Origin of the sequence: Mycolicibacterium austroafricanum (assembly GCF_000612725.1) — a bacterium.
In the GTDB taxonomy this organism is placed as follows: Bacteria; Actinomycetota; Actinomycetes; order Mycobacteriales; family Mycobacteriaceae; genus Mycobacterium; species Mycobacterium austroafricanum.
The window spans coordinates 489,767-509,985 of sequence record NZ_HG964453.1; the positions used below are offsets into that span (position 1 = coordinate 489,767).

The window sequence follows — 20,219 nt, forward strand, 5'->3', positions numbered from 1 at the left end:
ACTCCCTCGAGCCGGTGGTCTGGATCACAAAATCACGGTGATATGGCTCACGTCTGCGCGTGGCCGACGGCGGATCGTCGATTCCGTCAAACAAACGGTTGACCTGCAACGACAGTGACTGTCCGGCGCTGTGATCATTCCGTTATCTGTTCGCGACACGATCTCGACCGACATGACTTTCGGCGATTCGGTTTGTACGGTCCCAATCGGCTTCTAACGGAGCAAATAACTCAAAAACCACGAACCAGCGTGTGAGTGGGGCCAGGGTGGCTGATTCAGCCGCCGGGCCGCCGGGTTCCGAGCCCGGCGAGGTACGAGGTGACCTCCCCTGTTGTGCCCGACCGAGACGGCACGACCCATCCATCGCCTGATGTCAGGCATCGCGCCCGCGTGACACCGACGTGTCGCTGCGGGTGCGGTCGGCGCGCGCTCGGCGAAAGGACAGAAGTTGAAAAACATCCGCAAAACGTTCGGGCTGGCCACCATCGCCGGAGCGCTCGCAGTGGCGCCCATGGCTGTTGTCACCGGCGTGGCCGCCGGCACCGCGAATGCGGACAGCGTCAACTGGGATGCTGTGGCCGCCTGCGAATCGGGCGGTAACTGGTCGATCAACACCGGAAACGGCTACTACGGCGGCCTGCAGTTCACCATGGGCACCTGGCAGTCCAACGGTGGCTCGGGCTCGCCGCACCACGCCAGCCGCGAGGAGCAGATCCGCGTGGCCAACAACGTCCTGCAGACGCAGGGCATCGGCGCGTGGCCGTCCTGCGGCGCGCGCGGCTGACAATCCATACCTGACAAGAGGCGGTGCCGACCTGGTCGGCGCCGCCTCTTGCCCATTGAGGCCCAGCCTCTCAGAGGCCTCTTACGTCAGATAAGTAACTGCTAAAACTTTCACCACTTCGGTAACAGGTGACGTCCATCACTCGACAGTCCTGATATCCGCAGCGTGAGAACGCTCCACCACTTCACTTGCGGGCCTTGGGTCACAACGGTCGGGGAAGGACCGCAGAGATGAACGTTCGTAAGGTTGTCAGCAAGGGCCTCATGGCCGCCGCGATCTCCGGTGCTCTCGCCGTCGTGCCGATGGCGATGGACGGCACCACCGCCACCGCCCACGCCGATTCCGTCAACTGGGACGCGATCGCGCAGTGCGAGTCCGGCGGCAACTGGGCGATCAACACCGGCAACGGCCACTTCGGCGGACTGCAGTTCAAGCAGGCCACCTGGTCGGCCAACGGCGGTGTCGGCAATCCTGCGGCCGCCCCGCGTCACGAGCAGATCCGCGTCGCCGAGAACGTGCTGCGCACCCAGGGTCTGAAGGCCTGGCCGAAGTGCGGCGCCAAGGGCATGGCTGCCCAGGTGTGGGGCAACACCGCACCGACCGCGCCGGTGCCTGCCACGGTTCCTGCGGCGACCCCGGGGCGGGCCAACGGCTGCGCCACGATGCCCACCTCGGTCTTCGGTGGCGTCCTGGACCTGCGCAAGATGTGCACCGCCCTCTTCACGCCGCGCTCGGCGCGCTGACCGTCCTGCCAGGCCGGTTCACCTCGGCGCGCTGACCGTCCTCGCAGGCCGGTTCACCGCGTCAACCGCCGACGTCTCCGGCCGTGGGCAGGATGAACGCCGAACCGGCCGCGATCGACGCCAGATGTGACGCCACCGCCCACTCCGGGATCAATGCGCTGGCGCGGCTGGCCACGCCGCTGAGGAAGGCGGGCCGAAGGTTGACGATCCGGCCGATCGCCGCCGATTCCCGGACCAGCGGACGCACCCGCCGTCTCCGGAACGCCCCGAACCTGTCGAATGCCGCCGGAAGGTCGGGGGACAGGCCGACGAACCGGGCGAGGATTGCCGCGTCCTCAAGCCCCTGACATCCGCCCTGTCCCAGATGGGGACGCATCGGGTGCGCGGCGTCCCCGACGATCACCGCGGGACCGCGCGACCAGTCCCGGGGTTGCGCGCGGTCGTACAGGTCGTTGCGCAACACGTCGGCCGGGTCGGTCGACGCCAGCAGCGCCGGGATCGGGTCGGCCCATCCGGCCAGCTTGGCCGTCAGATAGGCGTGCTCGCCGCCGGCGGACCTGCTGCCTTCGCGGGTGCGCTCGGTGGCGAACCAGTAGGTGTGATCGGGCCCGAGCGGGACGTGGCCGACCTCGGTGCCTGCCGACATCGTCTCGCCGGCCAACGCCGGATCCAAGCGGTAGGCCGCCACCCCGCGCCACGCGGTGTATCCGACGTAACGGCTCGGCAGTGGCCCGTTGAGGGCGCGCGCCACCATCGAGTTCACGCCGTCGGCGCCGACCACCGCGTCGGCCTCGCGGGTCCGGCCGTCCGACAGTGTGACGCGGGCCGTGGCGGCGGCGATCGACAGCGCGGTCGCCGACAACCCTGTCTGCACGGTGTCCGGCGGCAGCGCGTCGAGCAGGATCTCCGTCAACGCCGAGCGGCGCACGACGACCAGGGGTTCGCCGAGGGCGTGCACGATGCGCTGGGCGGAGGGTCGGCGCAGCCACGTGCCGTCCCGCCAGCGGATCGCCCCGGCGGTGACCCGGCCGCCCGCCTGCCTGACGTTGTCGCCCAAGCCGATCTGGTCGAGCGCCGCCAGCGCGTTCGGCCAGATGCTGATGCCCGCACCCGAGGTGAGGTCGGTGCGTTGTTCGATCACGGTCACGTCGTGGCCGACCCGCCGCAGCGCGACGGCGGTCGCGAGGCCGGCGATGCCGGCTCCGATCACGATGGTGTGGGCCGGCATGCAGCGACCCTATCGGGGCGCCGTCAAGTGGACGAGACAGCGAGGTCACATCCACGAAACGCACCGCTGGTTTCCTGAAGGGCAACCCTGTCAACCGTAGGTGTACCGGAAGGTGACATGAGACCTGCCCTCGAGCTGACGAGTGTGCCCATCTGGGCGACCACCGTGACCCGGCCCGCCGCCGACCTGTCGGGACGGTTCTGGACCGTCATCGCCGTCGGCGACGCAGGCGCGCAGGTGGCGCGCCTGTGGACTGCCGAGATCGCCGCCACCGGAGGCGAATCCAGACTGCGTGTGCATACGGTGCCCGACGACGATGCCGTCGACCCGGCGTCTGCGGCGTTGCGCACGGCTCTGGCCGACGCCCGGGTCGGGTGGCGGCTGATGATCGCCGGCCCGGCGGCCTGGTGCCTGAAACTCCGCGCCGAGGCCACGGCGGCGGGTGTCGCCGACGACGAGATGGCGGTGGCGACCACCGACGTAGGCATGCGCTCGGTGCGGTGTGCGCACTGCCGCGCCGTCACGACCGCGGCCGTCGAGCTCGAGGATACTGTGGTGTGCGGCGGGTGCTCCCGCAATCTTCTTGTCTACTACCATGTTTCACGACGGCAGGGAGATCACCTCGGTTTCATGGTGGACGCCGAGGCGCAGGTGCGGTCATGACCACACTGAAGCTGACCGTGGCTGCGATCGACGACACCATCGCCGGAATCCGGACGCTGACGCTCACCCACGTCGACGAGGCACCGCTGCCGTCCTTCACGCCCGGTAGTCACCTCGTGGTCGAGTGTGGGGCGCGCAATGGGCCCGCCAACGCGTACTCGTTGACCGGTGACGGAATCGCACCCGCGGCATACGTGATCTCGGTGCTGCGCGCCGGCACCTCGGGGGAGGCGCCAAGCGGATCCCGCTGGATCCACGACGAGCTGGCGGTCGGAGACACGGTGCTCGCCCGCCCACCGCGCAGCGCGTTCGCCCCGATCCTGCGTGCGCGCCGACATCTGTTGGTGGCAGCGGGTATCGGGATCACGCCGATGGTCTCGCATCTGCGCAGCGCCCGGCTGTGGGGACGCGACGCGCGGCTGCTCTACATCCACCGGCCGGGACGCGGCGCCTACGTCGACACGGTGCGGTCTCTCACCGACCACGCCTCGATCCACACCCTTCGCGAGGAATTCGTCGCCGAGCTGTCGACCGCCCTGGCCGATCAGCCGTTGGGGACTCACCTCTACGTCTGCGGCCCTGCCTCGTTCATCGACTTCGTCGCGGCGACCGCAACGGAACTTGGATGGCCGGCCAGCCGGATCCACTTCGAACACTTCGGAGCCGGGGCGCTCGACCCGGGCGAGCCCTTCACCGTGCGAGTGCCGTCCACCGCCGACGAGTTCACCGTCGAGGCCGGGGTGTCGCTGTTGGAAGCGCTCGAGAGCCGCGGCTTCGCCATCCCCAACCTGTGTCGCCGGGGGGTGTGCGGCGAATGCCGGGTCCCCGTGTCAGGCGGTGCCATCACACACCGCGACCTCTATCTGTCCGACGACGAGAAGCGTGCGGGCAATTCGATGATGGCCTGTGTGTCCCGGGCCGCGAGCCAAAGTCTGGAGTTGAAGCTGTGATCTCGGCACCCGATCTGATCGAGACGTTCCCATTCCCGTTCGCCGCCGACGAGTACCGCTACAGCACCAACGTGGAGCCGGCCGGCGCGGCGGTGCCGACTCCCGCGGGCCGCTGGGGGGAACGGGTCGTCGACCTCGACAGCGAGTACGAGACCGAACTCGCCGAGCGCGCAGCGATTCTCGCCGCCGACCCGACCCGGTACGCGGTGTTGCCGCACATGCGACCGGCATGCTGGGACGCGATGCTGACGCTGATGCGGGCGATGGCGTCGGCCTACCCCGACACCATGTCCCTGCAGCGCCACGGAACGGGGTGGCGCTGGCGCAACGACCGGCTGGGTCTCGCCCAGGACTTCGTCATCGGTGACGAGGCGAGCCTGCCCGCCGAGCCGCTGGCCTACATCGCCGGGCAGGTGCAGGAGGACATCGTGCTGCTCGACCAGCGCGACGGCGACCTGTTCGGGGATGCCGGCGTGGTCACGTTCGCCGCCGACTGGTCGTTCGGGTTCGACGTCGGGATGACATTCCTGGAGATCCACGGTCCGGTGCCGCGGCTGCGGGAGACGGGTGTCATCACCCGTGCCCGCGAGTTCCTGATGCGGCTGCAGCCGGGAGAGACGTACCGGCGCACCAACTGGTCGCTGACGATCGGTCGCCGCCTTGATGTTTCGACCGAGCTGTACCACGAATGGGGCCCTGACCGGACGGCCATCCAGACGGTCTCCGACGAGGAGTTCGGGCGTCTCGTACATCTGCGGGTCGAGGTGCAGCACCTGATCCGGCTGCCGGAGTCGGGCTCGATCTGTTTTCTGATCCGCACCTACATGCTGCCGTTCGCCGATCTGGCCGCCTTCGAACCGTGGCGGCAGCGTGCGGCGGCGGTGCTGGCCGAGCTGCCCGACGACATGGCCGACTACAAAGGCATCATCGCCTACCGCGACCGTGCGGTGGCGTGGCTGCGCAACGCGGGCTGAACCGCGAGTTGGGTACCACCCGCTTGCGGGGGGACACAAAATCGCCCGAATCCTCTCGGATTCGGGCGATTTCGTGACTGCTCGCGGTACTCAGTAGGGGGTTGGTTCTCCTTCGGCCGCCGGTCCTTTCTCGACCGGGGCGTGATCGATGATGGCCTTGTACGCGTGATTCTCGTGCTGGATCATCCGGACGAAGAACCCCACGAACAGGACCACTGCCAGGATGAAGAACAGCCACGTGCCAAAGCTGTTGCCGCCGAACGTGAACACCACACCGGGTTCGTCGTAGCTGGTGATCGGACTGAACATTTAGTTGACCTCCTCGGTGACGACCAGGACGGAGCCGTTGAGTTTCATCGCGGTGACTGGGATGCCCTCCGGGTACGGTGTCGCCGGAACCTCGGAGAGGTCCAGTCCCTGCTCCTCGACCTCGGCGGGAATCCTCAGCAGCCCCACCTTCTTGAGCAACAGCGACAGCAGGTAGGCCGGGATGAAGCCCAGTGCTGCGAACACCACCGCGCCGATCAGTTGACCCCAGAACGAGATCGACGGATTGCCACCGATGTTCGGGTAGCCGGCCAGGAAGATGCCGGCCACGATCACCGAGTACAAGCCCATACCGCCGTGCACGGCAACCGCGCCCACCACGTCGTCGATCTTCATCTTGTCGAGCAACTTGCCGATGAAGGGGATCAACCCGCCGCCGACGAGCGCGATGACGAACGTCAAGGCGGGGTGGTAGAGATCCATGCCGGCTGCGATGGCGATGACGCCGGCCAGGCCGCCGGAGATGGTCCAGAATGGCTCACCGCGGGACATCACGTACGCGCCGATGATTCCGCCGACCATGCCCATCAAGGTGTTGAAGGCGAACGCCGACAGCGTCGTCGGGCTGCCGTAGATGGTGGAGTAGCCGGTGGCGCCGTAGATGACACAACCCATCAGGAAGCCGAAGAAGCCGGTGAAGATCAGGAACAGGCCGAGCATGGTCAGCGGCAGGTTGTGCGGACGGATCGTCACGGCGGTGCCGTCGGGCAGGAACCGCCCGATCCGCGGGCCGAGGTTGATCAGGATGCCCAGTGTCGCGAACCCGGCGATCATGTGCACGCAACCGGCGGCGCCGACGTCGTGGAAGCCGAGCTTGGTCAGCATCCAGCCGGCACCGTGCCAGCCCCAGGACGCGCCGATGATCCAGAGCACAGACCCGACGAACACGGTCAGGATCAGGAAGCCGCTGGTGCGGATCCGCTCGAGCACCGCACCCGACATGATGGAGCCGGTGGTGGCGGCAAACAGCGCGAACGCGCCCCAGAAGATGCCGCTGGCCGCATCGGCGGTGTTGGGGCCCATGTTGTCGCTCCACGGCAATGCTGCCTTGGCCGCATCGCTGAACTCGATGAAGCCGGTGGGCATCGCGTTGTAGAGGAACCAGCCGACGAAGAAGAACGACGCCACGATGGTGGCGAACGCCAGCAGGTTCTTCATCGCGGTGGCGAGCACGTTCTTGGACCGGGACGCGCCGATCTCGTACGCCAGGAAGCCCGCGTGGATGAGCATCATCAGCGCGATGGACATCCAATAGAAGAACTCGTTGTTGACTGCGGTCATGGACGCAATCGCGTCCTCGACTTCGGGTGTCAAAGGGACCTCCGCCGGGTCTGTTGGGGTGGCTTCCCGAGAACACGGGTTTATCCGTAGTGTTCTCGAGGTACTGATGGTGTACGAGGCATGACGCTAACGGTGGGCATGTGTCCCACTTGTCAAGGCGTGTTAATTCCGCGTGAAGTCGTGTCCGGCAATGTGTTACGAATTCCGCATGTCTTCCGCTCCTGAGCAACCGACCCCGGCCACGCCCGGCACGACGGCCTTTCACGACCTCGACGAGTTTCTGGCGCTGCCCCGGGTGGCGGGTCTCGCGGTCTCACCCGACGGCACCAGGGTGGTGACCACGGTGTCGCGACTCGACGACAAGCGCACCGAATTCGTCAGCGCCCTGTGGGAACTGGATCCGTCCGGGCAGCAGCCCGCGCGGCGGCTGACCTTCGGCGCCAAGGGCGAGTCCGCGCCGGAGTTCACCGCCGACGGTGATCTCCTTTTCCTCGCCGCCCGGCCGACCGGTGACGACGACGAACCGACCCGGAAAGCGCTGTGGCGACTACCCGCGGCAGGCGGCGAGGCGCACGAGGTGGCGACCCTGCCCGGCGGAGTCGACCGGGTGACGTCTGCACGAGAGGCCGCGACCACGCTCATCACGTCGGCGATGCTGGCGTCGGCCACCGATGTCGACGACGACAAGCGGTTGCGGGCGGCACGCAAGGACAACAAGGTCTCGGCCGTGCTGCACGCTGGCTACCCCGTGCGCTACTGGGACCACGACCTCGGGCCGGAGCAGCCGCACCTGTTCGACATCACCGAGGAACGGCCGCGCGATCTGACCCCGACGCCCGGACAAGCCCTGCGGGAGGCGCACTTCGACCTGAGCCGCGACGGTGCCTTCCTCGTGACGACGTGGCAGGGGCCCGCGCCGGGGGCGGCGTTGCGCACCACCCTGGTGCACGTCGACGTGGCCACCGGTCGGCGGACCACGATCGTGGACGACCGGGACGCCGACCTGGGCAACCCAGCCGTCTCACCCGATGGTCAGTCGGTGGCCTACACCCGCGAAACCATCTCGACTCCCCGGAAGGCGCCGCGGATCACGCTGTGCATCCTGCGTTTCGGGGAAGAACCGGTCGAGCTGACCACCGGGTGGGACCGGTGGCCGACGTCGGTCACGTGGTCGGCGGACGGTTCCTCGGTGATCGTCACCGCTGACGACCACGGCCGTGGGCCGATCTTCGCGGTCGACCCGGACACCGGCGCGGTGCGCACCCTCGTCGCCGACGACTTCACCTACTCCGACGTGCGACCGGCACCCGGTGGGGTGTTGTTCGCGCTGCGCAGCTCCTACGCCGCACCTCAACACCCGGTTCGCATCGACGCCGACGGGACGGTCACGGTGCTGGATTGCGTTGCGCTGCCCGACCTTCCTGGAACGTTGACCGAGGTGACGGCGACCACCGCGGACGGGCGCACCGTCCGGTCGTGGATGGTCCTGCCGCACGGCGAGGCCGCGGGGTCATACTCCTCGCGCGAGCGCTCGTCGGCGTCATGCTCCTCGCGCGAGCGCTCGTCGGCGTCATGCTCCTCGCGCGAGCGCTCGTCGGCGTCATGCTCCTCGCGCGAGCGCTCGTCGGCCCCGCTGCTGCTGTGGATTCACGGCGGGCCGCTGGCAAGCTGGAACGCCTGGCACTGGCGCTGGAATCCGTGGGTGATGGCCGCCCGCGGCTACGCCGTGCTGCTCCCGGACCCGGCCCTGTCCACCGGGTATGGCCAGGAGTTCATCCAACGAGGCTGGGGCTCATGGGGTTTCGCGCCGTACACGGATCTGATGGCGGCCACCGACGCGGCGTGTGCGCATCCCCGGGTCGACGAGACACGCACCGCGGCGATGGGGGGCTCGTTCGGCGGCTACATGGCGAACTGGATCGCCGGGCACACCGACCGCTTCGCCGCGATCGTCACCCACGCCAGCCTGTGGGCGCTCGACCAGTTCGGGGCGACCACCGACGGTGGCTACTGGTGGGCAAGAGAGATGACGCCCGAGATGGCCGCCGCGAACTCCCCGCACCTGTTCGTCTCCCAGATCGCCACGCCGATGCTCGTCATCCACGGCGACAAGGACTATCGGGTACCGATCGGGGAGGCGTTGCGGCTCTGGTACGAACTGCTCAGCAGCTCGGCGCTGCCTGCCGCCGACGACGGCAGCACCGAGCACCGGTTCCTCTACTTTCCGTCGGAGAACCACTGGGTGCTCAGCCCGCAACACGCCAAGATCTGGTACCAGGTGGTTCTCGCATTTCTGGCCCATCACGTCCTCGGTCAAGACTCCGAGCTGCCGGAAATGCTCGGGTAGCGTCGGCTGGCATGAGCGCAAACGAAGCACACGACCGGGAGCACGACATCGTTGTCTACGGCGCCACCGGGTTCGTCGGGAAGCTGACGGCGCAGTATCTCGCCGCCGCGGGAGCCGGCGCCCGTATCGCGCTGGCGGGCCGCTCCACCGATCGCCTGCTGGCGGTGCGGGAATCGCTGGGGGAGGCCGCGCAGGACTGGCCGCTGCTCGTCGCGGACGCGTCGCAGCCCTCGACGCTCAATGCGATGGCGGCCAGCACCCGCGTGGTGATCACCACGGTCGGTCCCTACCTGCGCTACGGACTGCCGCTTGTCGCGGCGTGCGCGGCCGCGGGCACCGACTACGCGGATCTCACCGGGGAGACGCTGTTCGTGCGCGAGTGCATCGACCTGCACCACAAGCAGGCCGCCGACACGGGAGCGCGCATCGTGCACGCGTGCGGGTTCGACTCCATCCCGTCGGATATGACCGTGTTCGCGCTGTACCGGGCCGCCGAACGCGACCGCACCGGTGAGCTCGGCGACACGAATTTCGTCGTCCGCTCCTTCGCCGGCGGGGTATCCGGCGGCACGGTGGCGTCGATGACCGAGCTGGCTCGCCAGGCATCGCAGGACCCCGAGGCCCGGCGCCTGCTCAACGACCCGTACACGCTCACCCCCGACCGTGCGGCCGAGCCCGAACTCGGAGCCCAGCCCGACGCGCGGTGGCGGCGGGGCCGCGAGATCGCCCCGGAACTGGACGGCTACTGGGTCGGCGCGTTCGCGATGGCGCTGCCCAACACCCGCGTCGTCCGGCGCAGCAACGCGCTTCTGGGCTACGCGTACGGCAGGCGGTTCGAATACGCCGAACAGATGAGCACCGGCCGTTCCGTGGGCGCGCCGCTGGTGGCCGCCATGGCCACGGCGGGCAACGTCGCGACGATGGAGCTCAGCAGTCGCTTCCTGGACCGGGTGCCGCGGGGCGCGCTCGAGCGCATCCTCCCCAAGGTCGGTACCGGGCCCAGCGAACAGACCCGTGAACGCGGGCACTACACCGTCGAGACCTACACCACGACGTCGACCGGCGCCCGCTACCTCGCCCGGATGTCCCAGCAGGGCGACCCCGGCTACAAGGCCACGTCGGTGCTGCTCGGCGAGAGCGGCCTGGCCCTTGCGCTGGACCGCGACAAGCTGTCCGACCTGCGCGGGATCCTGACCCCGGCCGCCGCCATGGGGGATGCGCTGCTGGCCCGGTTCCCGGCCGCGGGGGTGTCGCTGGACGTGTCCAGGCTGAACTGACCGAACCCGTCCGCGGCCTGTTCACCTGGGACTACTGTCCAGTCATGGCTGACCTCGACGAACTCTACGGTGAGATCCCCACCCGGCAGATCGCGGCGCGGTTGGGCGCCGACGAGGCGGAGGTGAGCAGCGCGGTCAAGACCCTGCTGCCCGTGCTTGTCGGCGGCCTGCAGCAGAACGCGCTGGACCCCGGAACCGCCTCGACCATCGCGTCCGCGGCCAACAGCCACGCCGGCCTGCTGGACGGCGGGGTGGACGTCGACCAGGTCGACGAGGTCGACGGCTCCAAGGCGGTCGCGAAGATCTTCGGCGGCAACGACACCGGCCAGGTGGCCTCGGCACTGTCCGGCGGTGGGGCAGGCAACAGCGATCTGATCAACAGGCTGCTGCCGATTCTCGCGCCGATCGTGCTCGCCTACATCGGCCGGAAACTGTCCGGCGGACAGGCGCAGCCGCAGGGCCAGAGCGGCGGCGGCCTCGGCGACATCCTCGGCGGGATCCTGGGCGGCGGCGGTCAGCGCGGCGCCGGTGCAGACAACCCGCTCGGCAGCATCCTGGGCAGCGTGCTCGGCGGCGACAAGGGTGGTCCGCTCGGTGACATCCTGGGCGGGTTGCTGGGTGGGAAGAAATAAGCCGGCCCGTCGGGCGGGAAGAAGTGGTCCGTCGGCTCTTCCTAGAATGGCGCGGTGACCTCCCAGCCCACCGCCAACGGTGACGCCCCGCGCGCCCCAGAGCTCGACGCCCTGCCCAAGTCCTGGGACCCGGGAGCGGTCGAGAGCGACCTGTACGACGGCTGGGTGAAGGCCGGCTACTTCACCGCGGACCCGACCAGCGCCAAGCCCGCGTACTCGATCGTGCTGCCACCGCCCAACGTGACCGGCAGCCTGCACATGGGCCACGCCCTCGATCACACGCTGATGGACGCTCTCACCCGGCGCAAGCGCATGCAGGGTTACGAGGTGCTGTGGTTGCCGGGCATGGACCACGCGGGCATCGCCACCCAGACCGTGGTCGAAAAGCAGCTGTCGGCCGACGGCAAGACCAAAGAGGACTTCGGCCGCGAGCTGTTCATCGACAAGGTGTGGGACTGGAAGCGCGAGTCCGGCGGCACCATCGGCGGCCAGATGCGCCGGCTCGGCGACGGGGTCGACTGGAGCCGTGACCGGTTCACGATGGACGAGGGCCTGTCCCGCGCCGTGCGCACGATCTTCAAGCGGCTCTTCGACGCCGGATTGATCTACCAGGCCGAGCGGCTGGTGAACTGGTCACCGGTGCTGGAGACCGCCATCTCCGACCTCGAGGTCAAGTACGAGGACGTCGAGGGCGAACTGGTGTCTTTCCGGTACGGCTCGATGGACGACTCCGAACCGCACATCGTGGTCGCCACCACCCGGCTGGAGACCATGCTCGGCGACACCGCGATCGCCGTGCACCCCGACGACGACCGCTACCGGCATCTCGTCGGCACCACGTTGCCGCACCCGTTTATCGACCGCCAGATCGTCATTGTTGCCGACCATCATGTCGACCCCGAATTCGGCACGGGCGCAGTCAAAGTGACCCCCGCCCACGATCCCAACGACTTCGAGATCGGGCTGCGGCACCAGCTGCCGATGCCGTCGATCATGGACACCAAGGGCCGGATCGCGGACACCCGCACCCAGTTCGACGGCCTGGACCGCTTCGAGGCGCGATTCGCCGTCCGGCAGGCGCTGGCCGACGAGGGCCGCATCGTCGAGGAGAAGCGGCCCTATCTGCACAGCGTCGGTCATTCCGAGCGCAGCGGTGAGCCGATCGAACCGCGGCTGAGTCTGCAGTGGTGGGTCAAGGTGGAATCGCTGGCCAAGGCCGCCGGAGACGCGGTCCGCAACGGCCGCACCGTGATTCACCCGGCCAGCCTGGAACCGCGGTGGTTCGGCTGGGTCGACAACATGCACGACTGGTGCATATCCCGTCAGCTGTGGTGGGGGCATCGCATCCCGATCTGGCACGGCCCCAACGGCGAAACCGTGTGTGTCGGGCCGGACGAGACACCGCCGGAAGGCTGGGAGCAGGACCCCGACGTGCTGGACACGTGGTTCAGCTCCGCGCTGTGGCCGTTCTCCACGATGGGTTGGCCGGACCACACCGCCGAACTGGCGAAGTTCTACCCGACCACCGTGCTGGTCACCGGCTACGACATCCTGTTCTTCTGGGTGGCCCGGATGATGATGTTCGGCACCTTCGTCGGCGACGACCCCGCCATCACCGGAGGCGGCGCCAGGGGCCCGCAGGTTCCCTTTGAAAACGTGTTCCTGCACGGCCTGATCCGCGACGAGCACGGCCGCAAGATGAGCAAGTCCCGGGGCAACGGCATCGATCCGCTGGACTGGGTGGAGATGTTCGGCGCCGACGCGCTGCGGTTCACGCTGGCCCGCGGTGCCAGTCCCGGCGGTGACCTGGCCATCGGTGAGGACCACGCCCGTGCGTCCCGCAACTTCGCGACCAAGCTGTTCAACGCCACCCGCTTCGCGCTGCTCAACGGCGCCAGCCCGGCACCGCTGCCGCCGTCGGACCAACTCACTGACGCCGACCGCTGGATCCTGGGCAGGCTCGAAGAGGTCCGCATCGAGGTCGATGCGGCGTTGGACAACTACGAATTCAGCCGCGCATGCGAATCGCTGTACCACTTCGCGTGGGACGAGTTCTGCGACTGGTACCTCGAGTTGGCCAAAGTCCAACTGGGACAAGAAGAGGCGCACACGGCTCGCACTACTGCGGTGCTGGCCTTCGCGCTCGACGTACTGCTCAAGTTGCTGCACCCGGTGATGCCGTTCGTCACCGAGGTGTTGTGGAAGGCGTTGACCGGCGGAGAGTCGCTGGTGATCGCGGACTGGCCGACCGCGACCGGGTACGCCGTGGATCAGGGGGCGACGCAGCGGGTCGCCGACATGCAGAAGCTGATCACCGAGGTGCGTCGGTTCCGCAGCGACCAGGGCCTGGCCGACCGGCAGAAGGTGCCCGCCCGGCTGTCGGACGTCGCCGCCGCCGGCCTGGAGGAGCACGTCCCCGCCGTCACCGCGCTGGCCTGGCTGACCCCGCCCGCGGACGAGTTCACCCCGTCGGCCGCGGTGGAGGTGCGGTTGTCCACCGCGACGGTGGTCGTCGAGGTCGACACCTCGGGCACCGTGGACGTGGCGGCCGAACGCCGCCGTCTGGAGAAGGATCTGGCCGCCGCGCAGAAGGAACTGTCGGGCACCTCGGGCAAGCTCGGCAACGAGGCGTTCCTCGCCAAGGCGCCCGCCGACGTCGTCGACAAGATCCGTGCCCGTCAGCAGGTGGCCAATGAGGAAGTGGAGCGCATCCAGGCGCGCCTGGCCGCGCTCTCGGCGAGCGAGTAGCGAAGCGGATCGCGGATGTCATCATTCGAGCCGAAGCCCGACGAGATCGCGGCGCTGCTGCAGGTCGAGCACCTGCTCGACCAGCGCTGGCCGGAGACGAAGATCGAGCCGAGCACCGCGCGGATCTCGGCGCTGATGGAACTGCTCGGGTCGCCGCAGCTCGGCTACCCGTCGATCCACATCGGCGGGACCAACGGCAAGACGTCGGTGGCCAGGATGGTCGATTCGCTGCTGACCGCGCTGCACCGGCGCACCGGGCGCACCATCAGTCCGCACCTGCAGTCGGCGGTGGAGCGCATCTCGATCGACGGCAGGCCGATCAGCCCGGCCGCGTACGTGGACACCTACCGGGAGATCGAGCCGTTCGTCGAGCTCGTCGACCAGCAGTCCCAGGCTGCCGGCGGTCCCCGGATGAGCAAGTTCGAAGTCGTCACCGCGATGGCGTTCGCCGCGTTCGCCGATGCACCCGTCGACGTCGCGGTCGTCGAGGTGGGTCTCGGCGGCCGGTGGGACGCCACCAACGTCATCAACGCGCCCGTCGCGGTGGTCACCCCGATCGGTATCGACCACGCGGACTATCTCGGCGACACGATCGCCGAGATCGCCGGCGAGAAGGCCGGCATCATCACCCGCCAGGACGACGATCTCGTCCCGACCGACACCGTGGCCGTGCTGGCGCGTCAGGTGCCCGAGGCGATGGAGGTACTGCTCGCGCAGGCGGTGCGCTGCGACGCTGCCGTGGCCCGGGAGGACTCCGAGTTCACGGTGCTGGGCCGGCAGGTCGCCATCGGGGGCCAGCTGCTGGAACTGCAGGGCCTCGGCGGCGTCTACCCGGACATCTTCCTGCCCCTGCACGGCGAGCACCAGGCGCACAACGCGGTGCTCGCGCTGGCCGCGGTCGAGGCGTTCTTCGGCGCAGGTGCGCAACGCCAGCTCGACGTGGACGCGGTGCGGGCCGGTTTCGCGGCCGTCACATCGCCGGGACGGTTGGAGCGGTTACGAAGTGCGCCAACGGTTTTCATCGACGCGGCGCACAACCCGGCCGGGGCGGCGGCGTTGGTGGAGGCGTTGCGCGACGAGTTCGACTTCCGCTACCTCGTCGGCGTCGTCTCGGTGATGGGAGACAAGGACGTCGACGGCATCCTGGCCGCCCTCGAAACGGCGTTCGACCAGATCGTGGTCACCCACAACGGATCCCCGCGGGCGCTGGAGGTGGCGGCGCTGGCCGTCAAGGCCGAGGAGATTTTCGGTCCCGAGCGCGTGGTCACCGCCTCGACGCTGCCCGACGCGATCGAAACGGCCACCGCCCTGGTCGAGGAGTCCGGCAGCGCCGGCGACGCGGCGGGCATGGGTGGGGCTGGCATCGTGATCACCGGCTCGGTGGTGACCGCGGGCGCGGCGCGGACCCTGTTCGGAAAGGACCCCGCGTGAACGGGCAACCGCCGCCGGATCCGTGGAAGAGCTTCCGCGGGGTGATGGCCGGGACGCTGATCCTGGAAGCCATCGTCGTGCTGCTCGCCCTGCCGGTGGTCGGTGCCGTCGGTCCCGGCCTCACCGCCGGGTCCACCGGCTACGTCATCGGCGTTGCCGTGCTGCTGGTGCTGATGTCGGGTGTCCAGGGCCGGCCCTGGGCCATCTGGGCGAACCTCGGTGTACAGCTCCTGCTCGTCGCCGGCTGGTTCATCTATCCGGGCGTCGGTTTCATCGGCCTGCTGTTCGTCGTGGTCTGGCTGCTGATCGCCTATCTGCGTGCCGAGGTGCTGCGCAGGCAGAAGCGTGGGCTCCTTCCGGGGCAGCAGCCCACCGACGACTAGTCTGTGTCCCGTGACTGAGCGAACTCTCGTACTGATCAAGCCCGACGGTGTGCAGCGCCGCCTCATCGGAGAGATCATCAGCCGGATTGAAGCCAAGGGCCTGACCGTCGCCGCGTTGGAGCTCAAGAACGTCGACGACGCCCTCGCCCGCGCTCACTACGCCGAGCACGAAGGCAAACCGTTCTTCGCCTCGCTGCTGGAGTTCATCACGTCCGGACCGGTGGTCGCGGCGATTCTGGAGGGTCCGCGGGCCATCGCCGCGTTCCGGCAGCTGGCGGGCGGAACCGACCCTGTCGAGAAGGCCACACCCGGCACCATCAGGGGTGACCTCGGGTTGGAGACCCAGTTCAACCTCGTCCACGGCTCGGACTCGCCCGACTCGGCGGCCCGGGAAATCGAGCTCTGGTTCCCCGGCCGGTAGAGGCCGCCTCGCCCGAGCTAACCCGGCCTCCACGGGCCACTCCGTGCGATGTGGGATAATGGTCGAAGGGTGTCCGGCCTTACAACCCGGGTCGGCCATCCGAATGAAGACTTAGACGAGCGCGACCACCGTTACCCGCGGTGCGGCGCGATCCGTCCAGCCATCATTCAGACCGGCACCGAGACCGTTCCTTCGGGATCACTCGGAGCGAGACCATAAGACATCCGGGAGTAGGTAGCCCGGGACACAATCGGAAGCCCTCGCGTGGCCGCGTCAGCACATGACGCGCCCGGGGGCTTGAGGAGAATACGTGGCCGACAATGAGAACTTTGAAGCAGCAACCCACGACCTCACGGATGAGCCACAGCTTGCCGCTGACTCGTCCGGGTCGGCGAAGGATGCACCGGCGCCTGAACGGTTGAGGGTTCACTCCCTGGCCCGGGTGCTCGGCACCACCAGCAGGCGGATCATCGATGCGCTGGTCGAGCTCGACGGTCGCACCCGCAGCGCGCACTCGACCGTGGGTCGGGAAGAAGCCGACCGGGTGCGTGAGGTGCTCGCCGAGCCCGAGGTCGCCACGCCCGAGCCGGATCCCGAGGCGTCGACCCCGGAGCCGGCCGCCCCGGAGTTACAGGCCCCCGATGCCGACGCCGAAACAGTCACCGAGGACGAGCCGGAGTCCCGGTTGATCCTGGAGACCCCCGTCGCGCCGGTCAGCGAGCCCGCCGACTATCTGCCGCTGTTCGTCGCGCCGCAGCCCGTGCGGTTCGACGAACACGACCACGACGACGATGACGGCGACGACGTGGACGACGACGGCGACGACGTGGACTCCGAGTCGGACTCCGACGAAGACCAGCCGGGCCGCCCCGCCGCCAAGCGCCGCAGGCGCGGCAGGCGCGGACGCGGGCGCGGGCGCGGCGAGCAGAACGGTGACGAATCCTCCGCCGACTCCGACGAGGGTGACGTCGACACCGAGAAGGCCCAGTCCGGCGAGTCCGCCGACGACTCCGACGACGACAGCGGTGAAGACGACGGCACCGGTGCCGACGGCGCCACCCGCAGGCGTCGCCGTCGCCGTCGCCGCAAGTCGGGATCGGATGACGACGGCGAAAACGGTTCACCCGACGATCCGCCCAACACCGTCGTCCACGAACGCGAACCCCGGAAGTCCGCGAACCGCGGCGACAAGACGTCGTCGGATTCGGAGATCCAGGGGATCAGCGGCTCCACCCGGCTGGAGGCCAAGAGGCAGCGCCGCAGGGACGGCCGCGACGCCGGCCGGCGCAGGCCCCCGATCCTCAGCGAGGCGGAGTTCCTGGCCCGCCGCGAAGCCGTCGAGCGGATGATGGTGATCCGCGACAAGGTCCGCACCGAGCCGCCGCACGAAGGCGCCCGCTACACCCAGATCGCGGTGCTCGAAGACGGCGTGGTGGTGGAACACTTCGTGACGTCTGCGGCGTCAGCTTCTTTGGTGGGCAACATCTACCTCGGCATCGTGCAGAACGTTCTGCCCTCGATGGAGGCGGCGTTCGTCGACATCGGCCGCGGCCGCAACGGTGTGCTGTACGCCGGAGAGGTCAACTGGGAGGCCGCCGGGCTCGGGGGCGCACAACGCAAGATCGAGCAGGCCCTCAAGCCGGGCGATTACGTCGTCGTCCAGGTCAGCAAGGATCCGGTCGGGCACAAGGGCGCCCGGCTGACCACCCAGGTGTCGCTGGCCGGCCGCTACCTGGTGTACGTGCCCGGTGCGTCGTCGACCGGGATCAGCCGCAAGCTGCCCGACACCGAGCGGCAGCGGCTCAAGGAGATCCTGCGTGAGGTCGTCCCGTCCGACGCCGGTGTGATCATCCGGACCGCCTCAGAGGGCGTGAAGGAAGAGGACATCCGCTCCGACGTGGAGCGCCTGCAGAAGCGGTGGACCGAGATCGAGGCCAAGGCCGCCGAGATCACCGAGAAGAAGGCCGGGGCCGCGGTCGCGCTGTACGAAGAGCCCGACGTGCTGGTCAAGGTGATCCGCGACCTGTTCAACGAGGACTTCACCGGCCTGACCGTGTCGGGTGATCACGCGTGGAAGACGATCAACGACTACGTGACCGCGGTGGCTCCCGAACTGCTGCCGCGGATGACCCAGTACGAGCCCGCGTCGCCCGACGCGCCCGACGTGTTCGCCGTGCACCGCATCGACGAACAACTCGCCAAGGCGATGGACCGCAAGGTGTGGCTGCCGTCGGGCGGCACGCTGGTCATCGACCGCACCGAGGCGATGACGGTGGTGGACGTCAACACCGGCAAGTTCACCGGGTCGGGCGGCAACCTCGAACAGACGGTGACCCGCAACAACCTGGAGGCCGCCGAGGAGATCGTGCGTCAGCTCCGGTTGCGTGACATCGGCGGCATCGTGGTCATCGACTTCATCGACATGGTGCTGGAATCCAATCGCGATCTGGTGCTGCGCCGACTGACCGAGGCCCTGGCCCGCGACCGCACCCGTCACCAGGTGTCGGAGGTGACCTCGCTCGGCCTGGTGCAGTTGACTCGCAAGAAGCTCGGCACCGGCCTGATCGAGGCGTTCTCGACCACGTGCAGCCACTGCGCTGGCCGCGGAATCATGTTGCACGGGGACCCCGTCGACTCGATGGCGCCCGCAAACGGCCGCAAGTCCGAGCCGGGGACCGGGCGGCGCAGCAAGCGCGGTAAACGTGGTGCCCGGGCCGAGCAGGAGGTGCCGGTCGTCAAGGTGCCGTCGCACTCACCGGGTGAGCACCCGATGTTCAAGGCGATGGCCGCTGCCAACGGCAAGCATGAGGACGACGATTCGGAACACGAGGACGACGGCACCGCGGTGCCGCCTGAAGAGGTCGCCGAACTCGACGCCGATGCCACCCGGGCGGTGACCGACAGCGACGACGACGAACTCGACGACGACTTCGATGACGAGGACGCCGACGACGAGGACACCGACGACGAGGACGAGATCGACCTCGACGACGATGACGACGAGGCCGACGACGACATCGAAGAACTCGATGACGAGGACTCCGATGACGAGGAGACCGACGAGGACTCCGATGACGAGGACACCGACGGGGAGGACTCCGACGAGGAGGAGGAACCCGTCGCCGTAGCTGTCCGGCCAGGTCGGCAACGCAGGCGCGCAGCAGCGCGACCCGCTGGTCCGCCCAGTCAGGACTGAGCGGTTTGACCCTCTACCCGCTGGTCACGTACCCTTGACCAGTTGTCTCCAGGGCCTGCCCACAGCCGGCCGGAGACGGGACGAGATCCCGAACCCAGACCCGCACGCTCACCCCGGTGATGCGCGCCCGCACGCAGAGCAGAGGAAGACCTAGCGATGGCAGCCAAAACAGCCACGTACGCGATCGTCAAGACCGGTGGCAAGCAGTACAAGGTCGCGGCCGGCGACATCGTCAAGGTGGAGAAGCTCGACGTGGAGCCCGGCGCCTCGGTCTCCCTGCCGGTGGCGCTGGTCGTCGATGGTGCGAAGGTGACCACCGACGCCAAGGCTTTGGAGAAGGTCGCGGTCACCGGCGAGGTCCTCGAGCACACCAAGGGCCCCAAGATCCGCATCCACAAGTTCAAGAACAAGACCGGCTATCACAAGCGCCAGGGCCACCGTCAGCAGCTGACGGTGCTCAAGGTCACCGGCATCAAGTAACGACGGGAGCGACAGAACATGGCACACAAGAAGGGCGCTTCCAGCTCGCGCAACGGTCGCGATTCCGCCGCCCAGCGGCTGGGCGTCAAGCGATTCGGCGGACAGGTCGTCAAGGCCGGCGAGATCCTGGTCCGGCAGCGCGGAACCCACTTCCACCCCGGCGTCAACGTCGGCCGCGGCGGTGACGACACCCTGTTCGCCACCGCACCCGGCGCCGTCGAGTTCGGCACCAAGCGCGGCCGCAAGTACGTCAACATCGTCCGCGTCACGCGCGCCGAAGCCTGATTCCCTTCCCAGCGTCGACATCGACGTTCTGCCGGAGGGCCCCGCGCTTCGTCGGCAGAACGTAGATTT

18 protein-coding genes are annotated in these 20,219 nt (G+C 68.5%); 15 read left to right on the top strand and 3 right to left on the bottom strand.

Going from position 1 to position 20,219, the window contains the following annotated elements; all coding sequences use genetic code 11:
- The first annotated feature begins 448 nt into the window (after positions 1-448).
- Positions 449-784 (top strand): transglycosylase family protein, encoded by a 336-nt coding sequence (locus BN976_RS16100; RefSeq protein WP_011781119.1) that lies wholly within the window; start codon positions 449-451, stop codon positions 782-784.
- Between the two features lie 230 nt (positions 785-1,014).
- Positions 1,015-1,527: a transglycosylase family protein gene (locus BN976_RS16105; protein ID WP_011781118.1), complete on the top strand. Its 513-nt coding sequence runs from the start codon at positions 1,015-1,017 to the stop codon at positions 1,525-1,527.
- A gap of 61 nt (positions 1,528-1,588) precedes the next feature.
- On the opposite strand, the gene BN976_RS16110 is transcribed toward BN976_RS16105, so the two are convergent.
- The gene (locus BN976_RS16110; protein WP_011781117.1) at positions 1,589-2,755 is read right to left on the bottom strand and encodes an FAD-dependent oxidoreductase; all 1,167 of its coding nucleotides are present in this window, start codon (positions 2,753-2,755) and stop codon (positions 1,589-1,591) included.
- A 117-nt stretch (positions 2,756-2,872) separates the two neighbouring features.
- On the opposite strand from BN976_RS16110, the gene BN976_RS16115 reads away from it, so the two are divergent.
- From BN976_RS16115 to BN976_RS16125, 3 genes are read left to right on the top strand one after another with little or no spacing between them, the layout of a single operon-like run.
- Positions 2,873-3,418 carry a dimethylamine monooxygenase subunit DmmA family protein gene (locus tag BN976_RS16115; RefSeq protein ID WP_011781116.1) on the top strand — a complete coding sequence of 182 codons (546 nt, stop codon included), beginning with the start codon at positions 2,873-2,875 and terminating at the stop codon, positions 3,416-3,418.
- Positions 3,415-4,368: a PDR/VanB family oxidoreductase gene (locus BN976_RS16120; protein ID WP_011781115.1), complete on the top strand. Its 954-nt coding sequence runs from the start codon at positions 3,415-3,417 to the stop codon at positions 4,366-4,368. Before BN976_RS16115 ends, BN976_RS16120 begins: the two co-directional genes overlap by 4 nt.
- A complete protein-coding gene (locus BN976_RS16125; RefSeq protein WP_011781114.1) occupies positions 4,365-5,342 on the top strand; it encodes a heme-dependent oxidative N-demethylase family protein in 978 nt (325 codons plus the stop codon). The genes BN976_RS16120 and BN976_RS16125 overlap by 4 nt, the downstream gene beginning before the upstream one ends.
- Positions 5,343-5,432: 90 nt before the next feature.
- Here BN976_RS16125 and BN976_RS16130 read toward each other — a convergent pair whose 3' ends face one another.
- Positions 5,433-5,651: a hypothetical protein gene (locus BN976_RS16130; RefSeq protein WP_011781113.1), complete on the bottom strand. Its 219-nt coding sequence runs from the start codon at positions 5,649-5,651 to the stop codon at positions 5,433-5,435.
- Positions 5,652-6,983 (bottom strand): ammonium transporter, encoded by a 1,332-nt coding sequence (locus tag BN976_RS16135; protein ID WP_011781112.1) that lies wholly within the window; start codon positions 6,981-6,983, stop codon positions 5,652-5,654.
- A 175-nt stretch (positions 6,984-7,158) separates the two neighbouring features.
- Between BN976_RS16135 and BN976_RS16140 the strand changes: the two genes are divergently transcribed.
- The 10 genes from BN976_RS16140 to rpmA all read left to right on the top strand — a co-directional run bounded on the left by BN976_RS16140 (position 7,159) and on the right by rpmA (position 20,150).
- Positions 7,159-9,297, top strand: a complete 2,139-nt coding sequence (locus BN976_RS16140) for a S9 family peptidase (RefSeq protein WP_036372334.1) — start codon at positions 7,159-7,161, stop codon at positions 9,295-9,297.
- A gap of 11 nt (positions 9,298-9,308) precedes the next feature.
- Positions 9,309-10,574, top strand: a complete 1,266-nt coding sequence (locus BN976_RS16145) for a saccharopine dehydrogenase family protein (RefSeq protein WP_036371940.1) — start codon at positions 9,309-9,311, stop codon at positions 10,572-10,574.
- Between the two features lie 44 nt (positions 10,575-10,618).
- Positions 10,619-11,206: a DUF937 domain-containing protein gene (locus BN976_RS16150; RefSeq protein ID WP_011781109.1), complete on the top strand. Its 588-nt coding sequence runs from the start codon at positions 10,619-10,621 to the stop codon at positions 11,204-11,206.
- Between the two features lie 54 nt (positions 11,207-11,260).
- Positions 11,261-13,954, top strand: a complete 2,694-nt coding sequence (locus tag BN976_RS16155) for a valine--tRNA ligase (protein WP_036371943.1) — start codon at positions 11,261-11,263, stop codon at positions 13,952-13,954.
- A 15-nt stretch (positions 13,955-13,969) separates the two neighbouring features.
- A complete protein-coding gene (folC, locus tag BN976_RS16160; RefSeq protein ID WP_036371946.1) occupies positions 13,970-15,385 on the top strand; it encodes a bifunctional tetrahydrofolate synthase/dihydrofolate synthase in 1,416 nt (471 codons plus the stop codon).
- A gap of 44 nt (positions 15,386-15,429) precedes the next feature.
- Entirely contained in the window at positions 15,430-15,768 is a 339-nt protein-coding gene (locus BN976_RS16165) for a DUF4233 domain-containing protein (protein ID WP_083767363.1), read from the top strand.
- 10 nt (positions 15,769-15,778) lie between these two features.
- Positions 15,779-16,189, top strand: coding sequence for a nucleoside-diphosphate kinase (gene ndk, locus BN976_RS16170; RefSeq protein ID WP_011781105.1), 411 nt, complete (start codon positions 15,779-15,781; stop codon positions 16,187-16,189).
- Between the two features lie 310 nt (positions 16,190-16,499).
- Entirely contained in the window at positions 16,500-19,385 is a 2,886-nt protein-coding gene (locus tag BN976_RS16175; RefSeq protein WP_036371948.1) for a ribonuclease E, read from the top strand.
- A gap of 156 nt (positions 19,386-19,541) precedes the next feature.
- Positions 19,542-19,865, top strand: coding sequence for a 50S ribosomal protein L21 (gene rplU, locus BN976_RS16180; protein WP_011781103.1), 324 nt, complete (start codon positions 19,542-19,544; stop codon positions 19,863-19,865).
- Between the two features lie 18 nt (positions 19,866-19,883).
- Positions 19,884-20,150: a 50S ribosomal protein L27 gene (gene rpmA / locus BN976_RS16185; protein WP_011781102.1), complete on the top strand. Its 267-nt coding sequence runs from the start codon at positions 19,884-19,886 to the stop codon at positions 20,148-20,150.
- Positions 20,151-20,219: the final 69 nt, after the last annotated feature.

What these genes read in the sequence shown, in the direction of transcription:
- rplU (WP_011781103.1), top strand. Translation starts at nt 19,542, where the DNA reads ATGGCAGCCAAAACAGCCACGTACGCGATCGTCAAGACCGGTGGCAAG.
- BN976_RS16105 (WP_011781118.1), top strand. Translation starts at nt 1,015, where the DNA reads ATGAACGTTCGTAAGGTTGTCAGCAAGGGCCTCATGGCCGCCGCGATC.
- BN976_RS16150 (WP_011781109.1), top strand. Translation starts at nt 10,619, where the DNA reads ATGGCTGACCTCGACGAACTCTACGGTGAGATCCCCACCCGGCAGATC.
- rpmA (WP_011781102.1), top strand. Translation starts at nt 19,884, where the DNA reads ATGGCACACAAGAAGGGCGCTTCCAGCTCGCGCAACGGTCGCGATTCC.
- folC (WP_036371946.1), top strand. Translation starts at nt 13,970, where the DNA reads ATGTCATCATTCGAGCCGAAGCCCGACGAGATCGCGGCGCTGCTGCAG.
- BN976_RS16115 (WP_011781116.1), top strand. Translation starts at nt 2,873, where the DNA reads ATGAGACCTGCCCTCGAGCTGACGAGTGTGCCCATCTGGGCGACCACC.
- BN976_RS16140 (WP_036372334.1), top strand. Translation starts at nt 7,159, where the DNA reads ATGTCTTCCGCTCCTGAGCAACCGACCCCGGCCACGCCCGGCACGACG.
- BN976_RS16145 (WP_036371940.1), top strand. Translation starts at nt 9,309, where the DNA reads ATGAGCGCAAACGAAGCACACGACCGGGAGCACGACATCGTTGTCTAC.
- BN976_RS16120 (WP_011781115.1), top strand. Translation starts at nt 3,415, where the DNA reads ATGACCACACTGAAGCTGACCGTGGCTGCGATCGACGACACCATCGCC.
- BN976_RS16165 (WP_083767363.1), top strand. Translation starts at nt 15,430, where the DNA reads ATGGCCGGGACGCTGATCCTGGAAGCCATCGTCGTGCTGCTCGCCCTG.
- BN976_RS16110 (WP_011781117.1), bottom strand. Translation starts at nt 2,755, where the DNA reads ATGCCGGCCCACACCATCGTGATCGGAGCCGGCATCGCCGGCCTCGCG.
- BN976_RS16130 (WP_011781113.1), bottom strand. Translation starts at nt 5,651, where the DNA reads ATGTTCAGTCCGATCACCAGCTACGACGAACCCGGTGTGGTGTTCACG.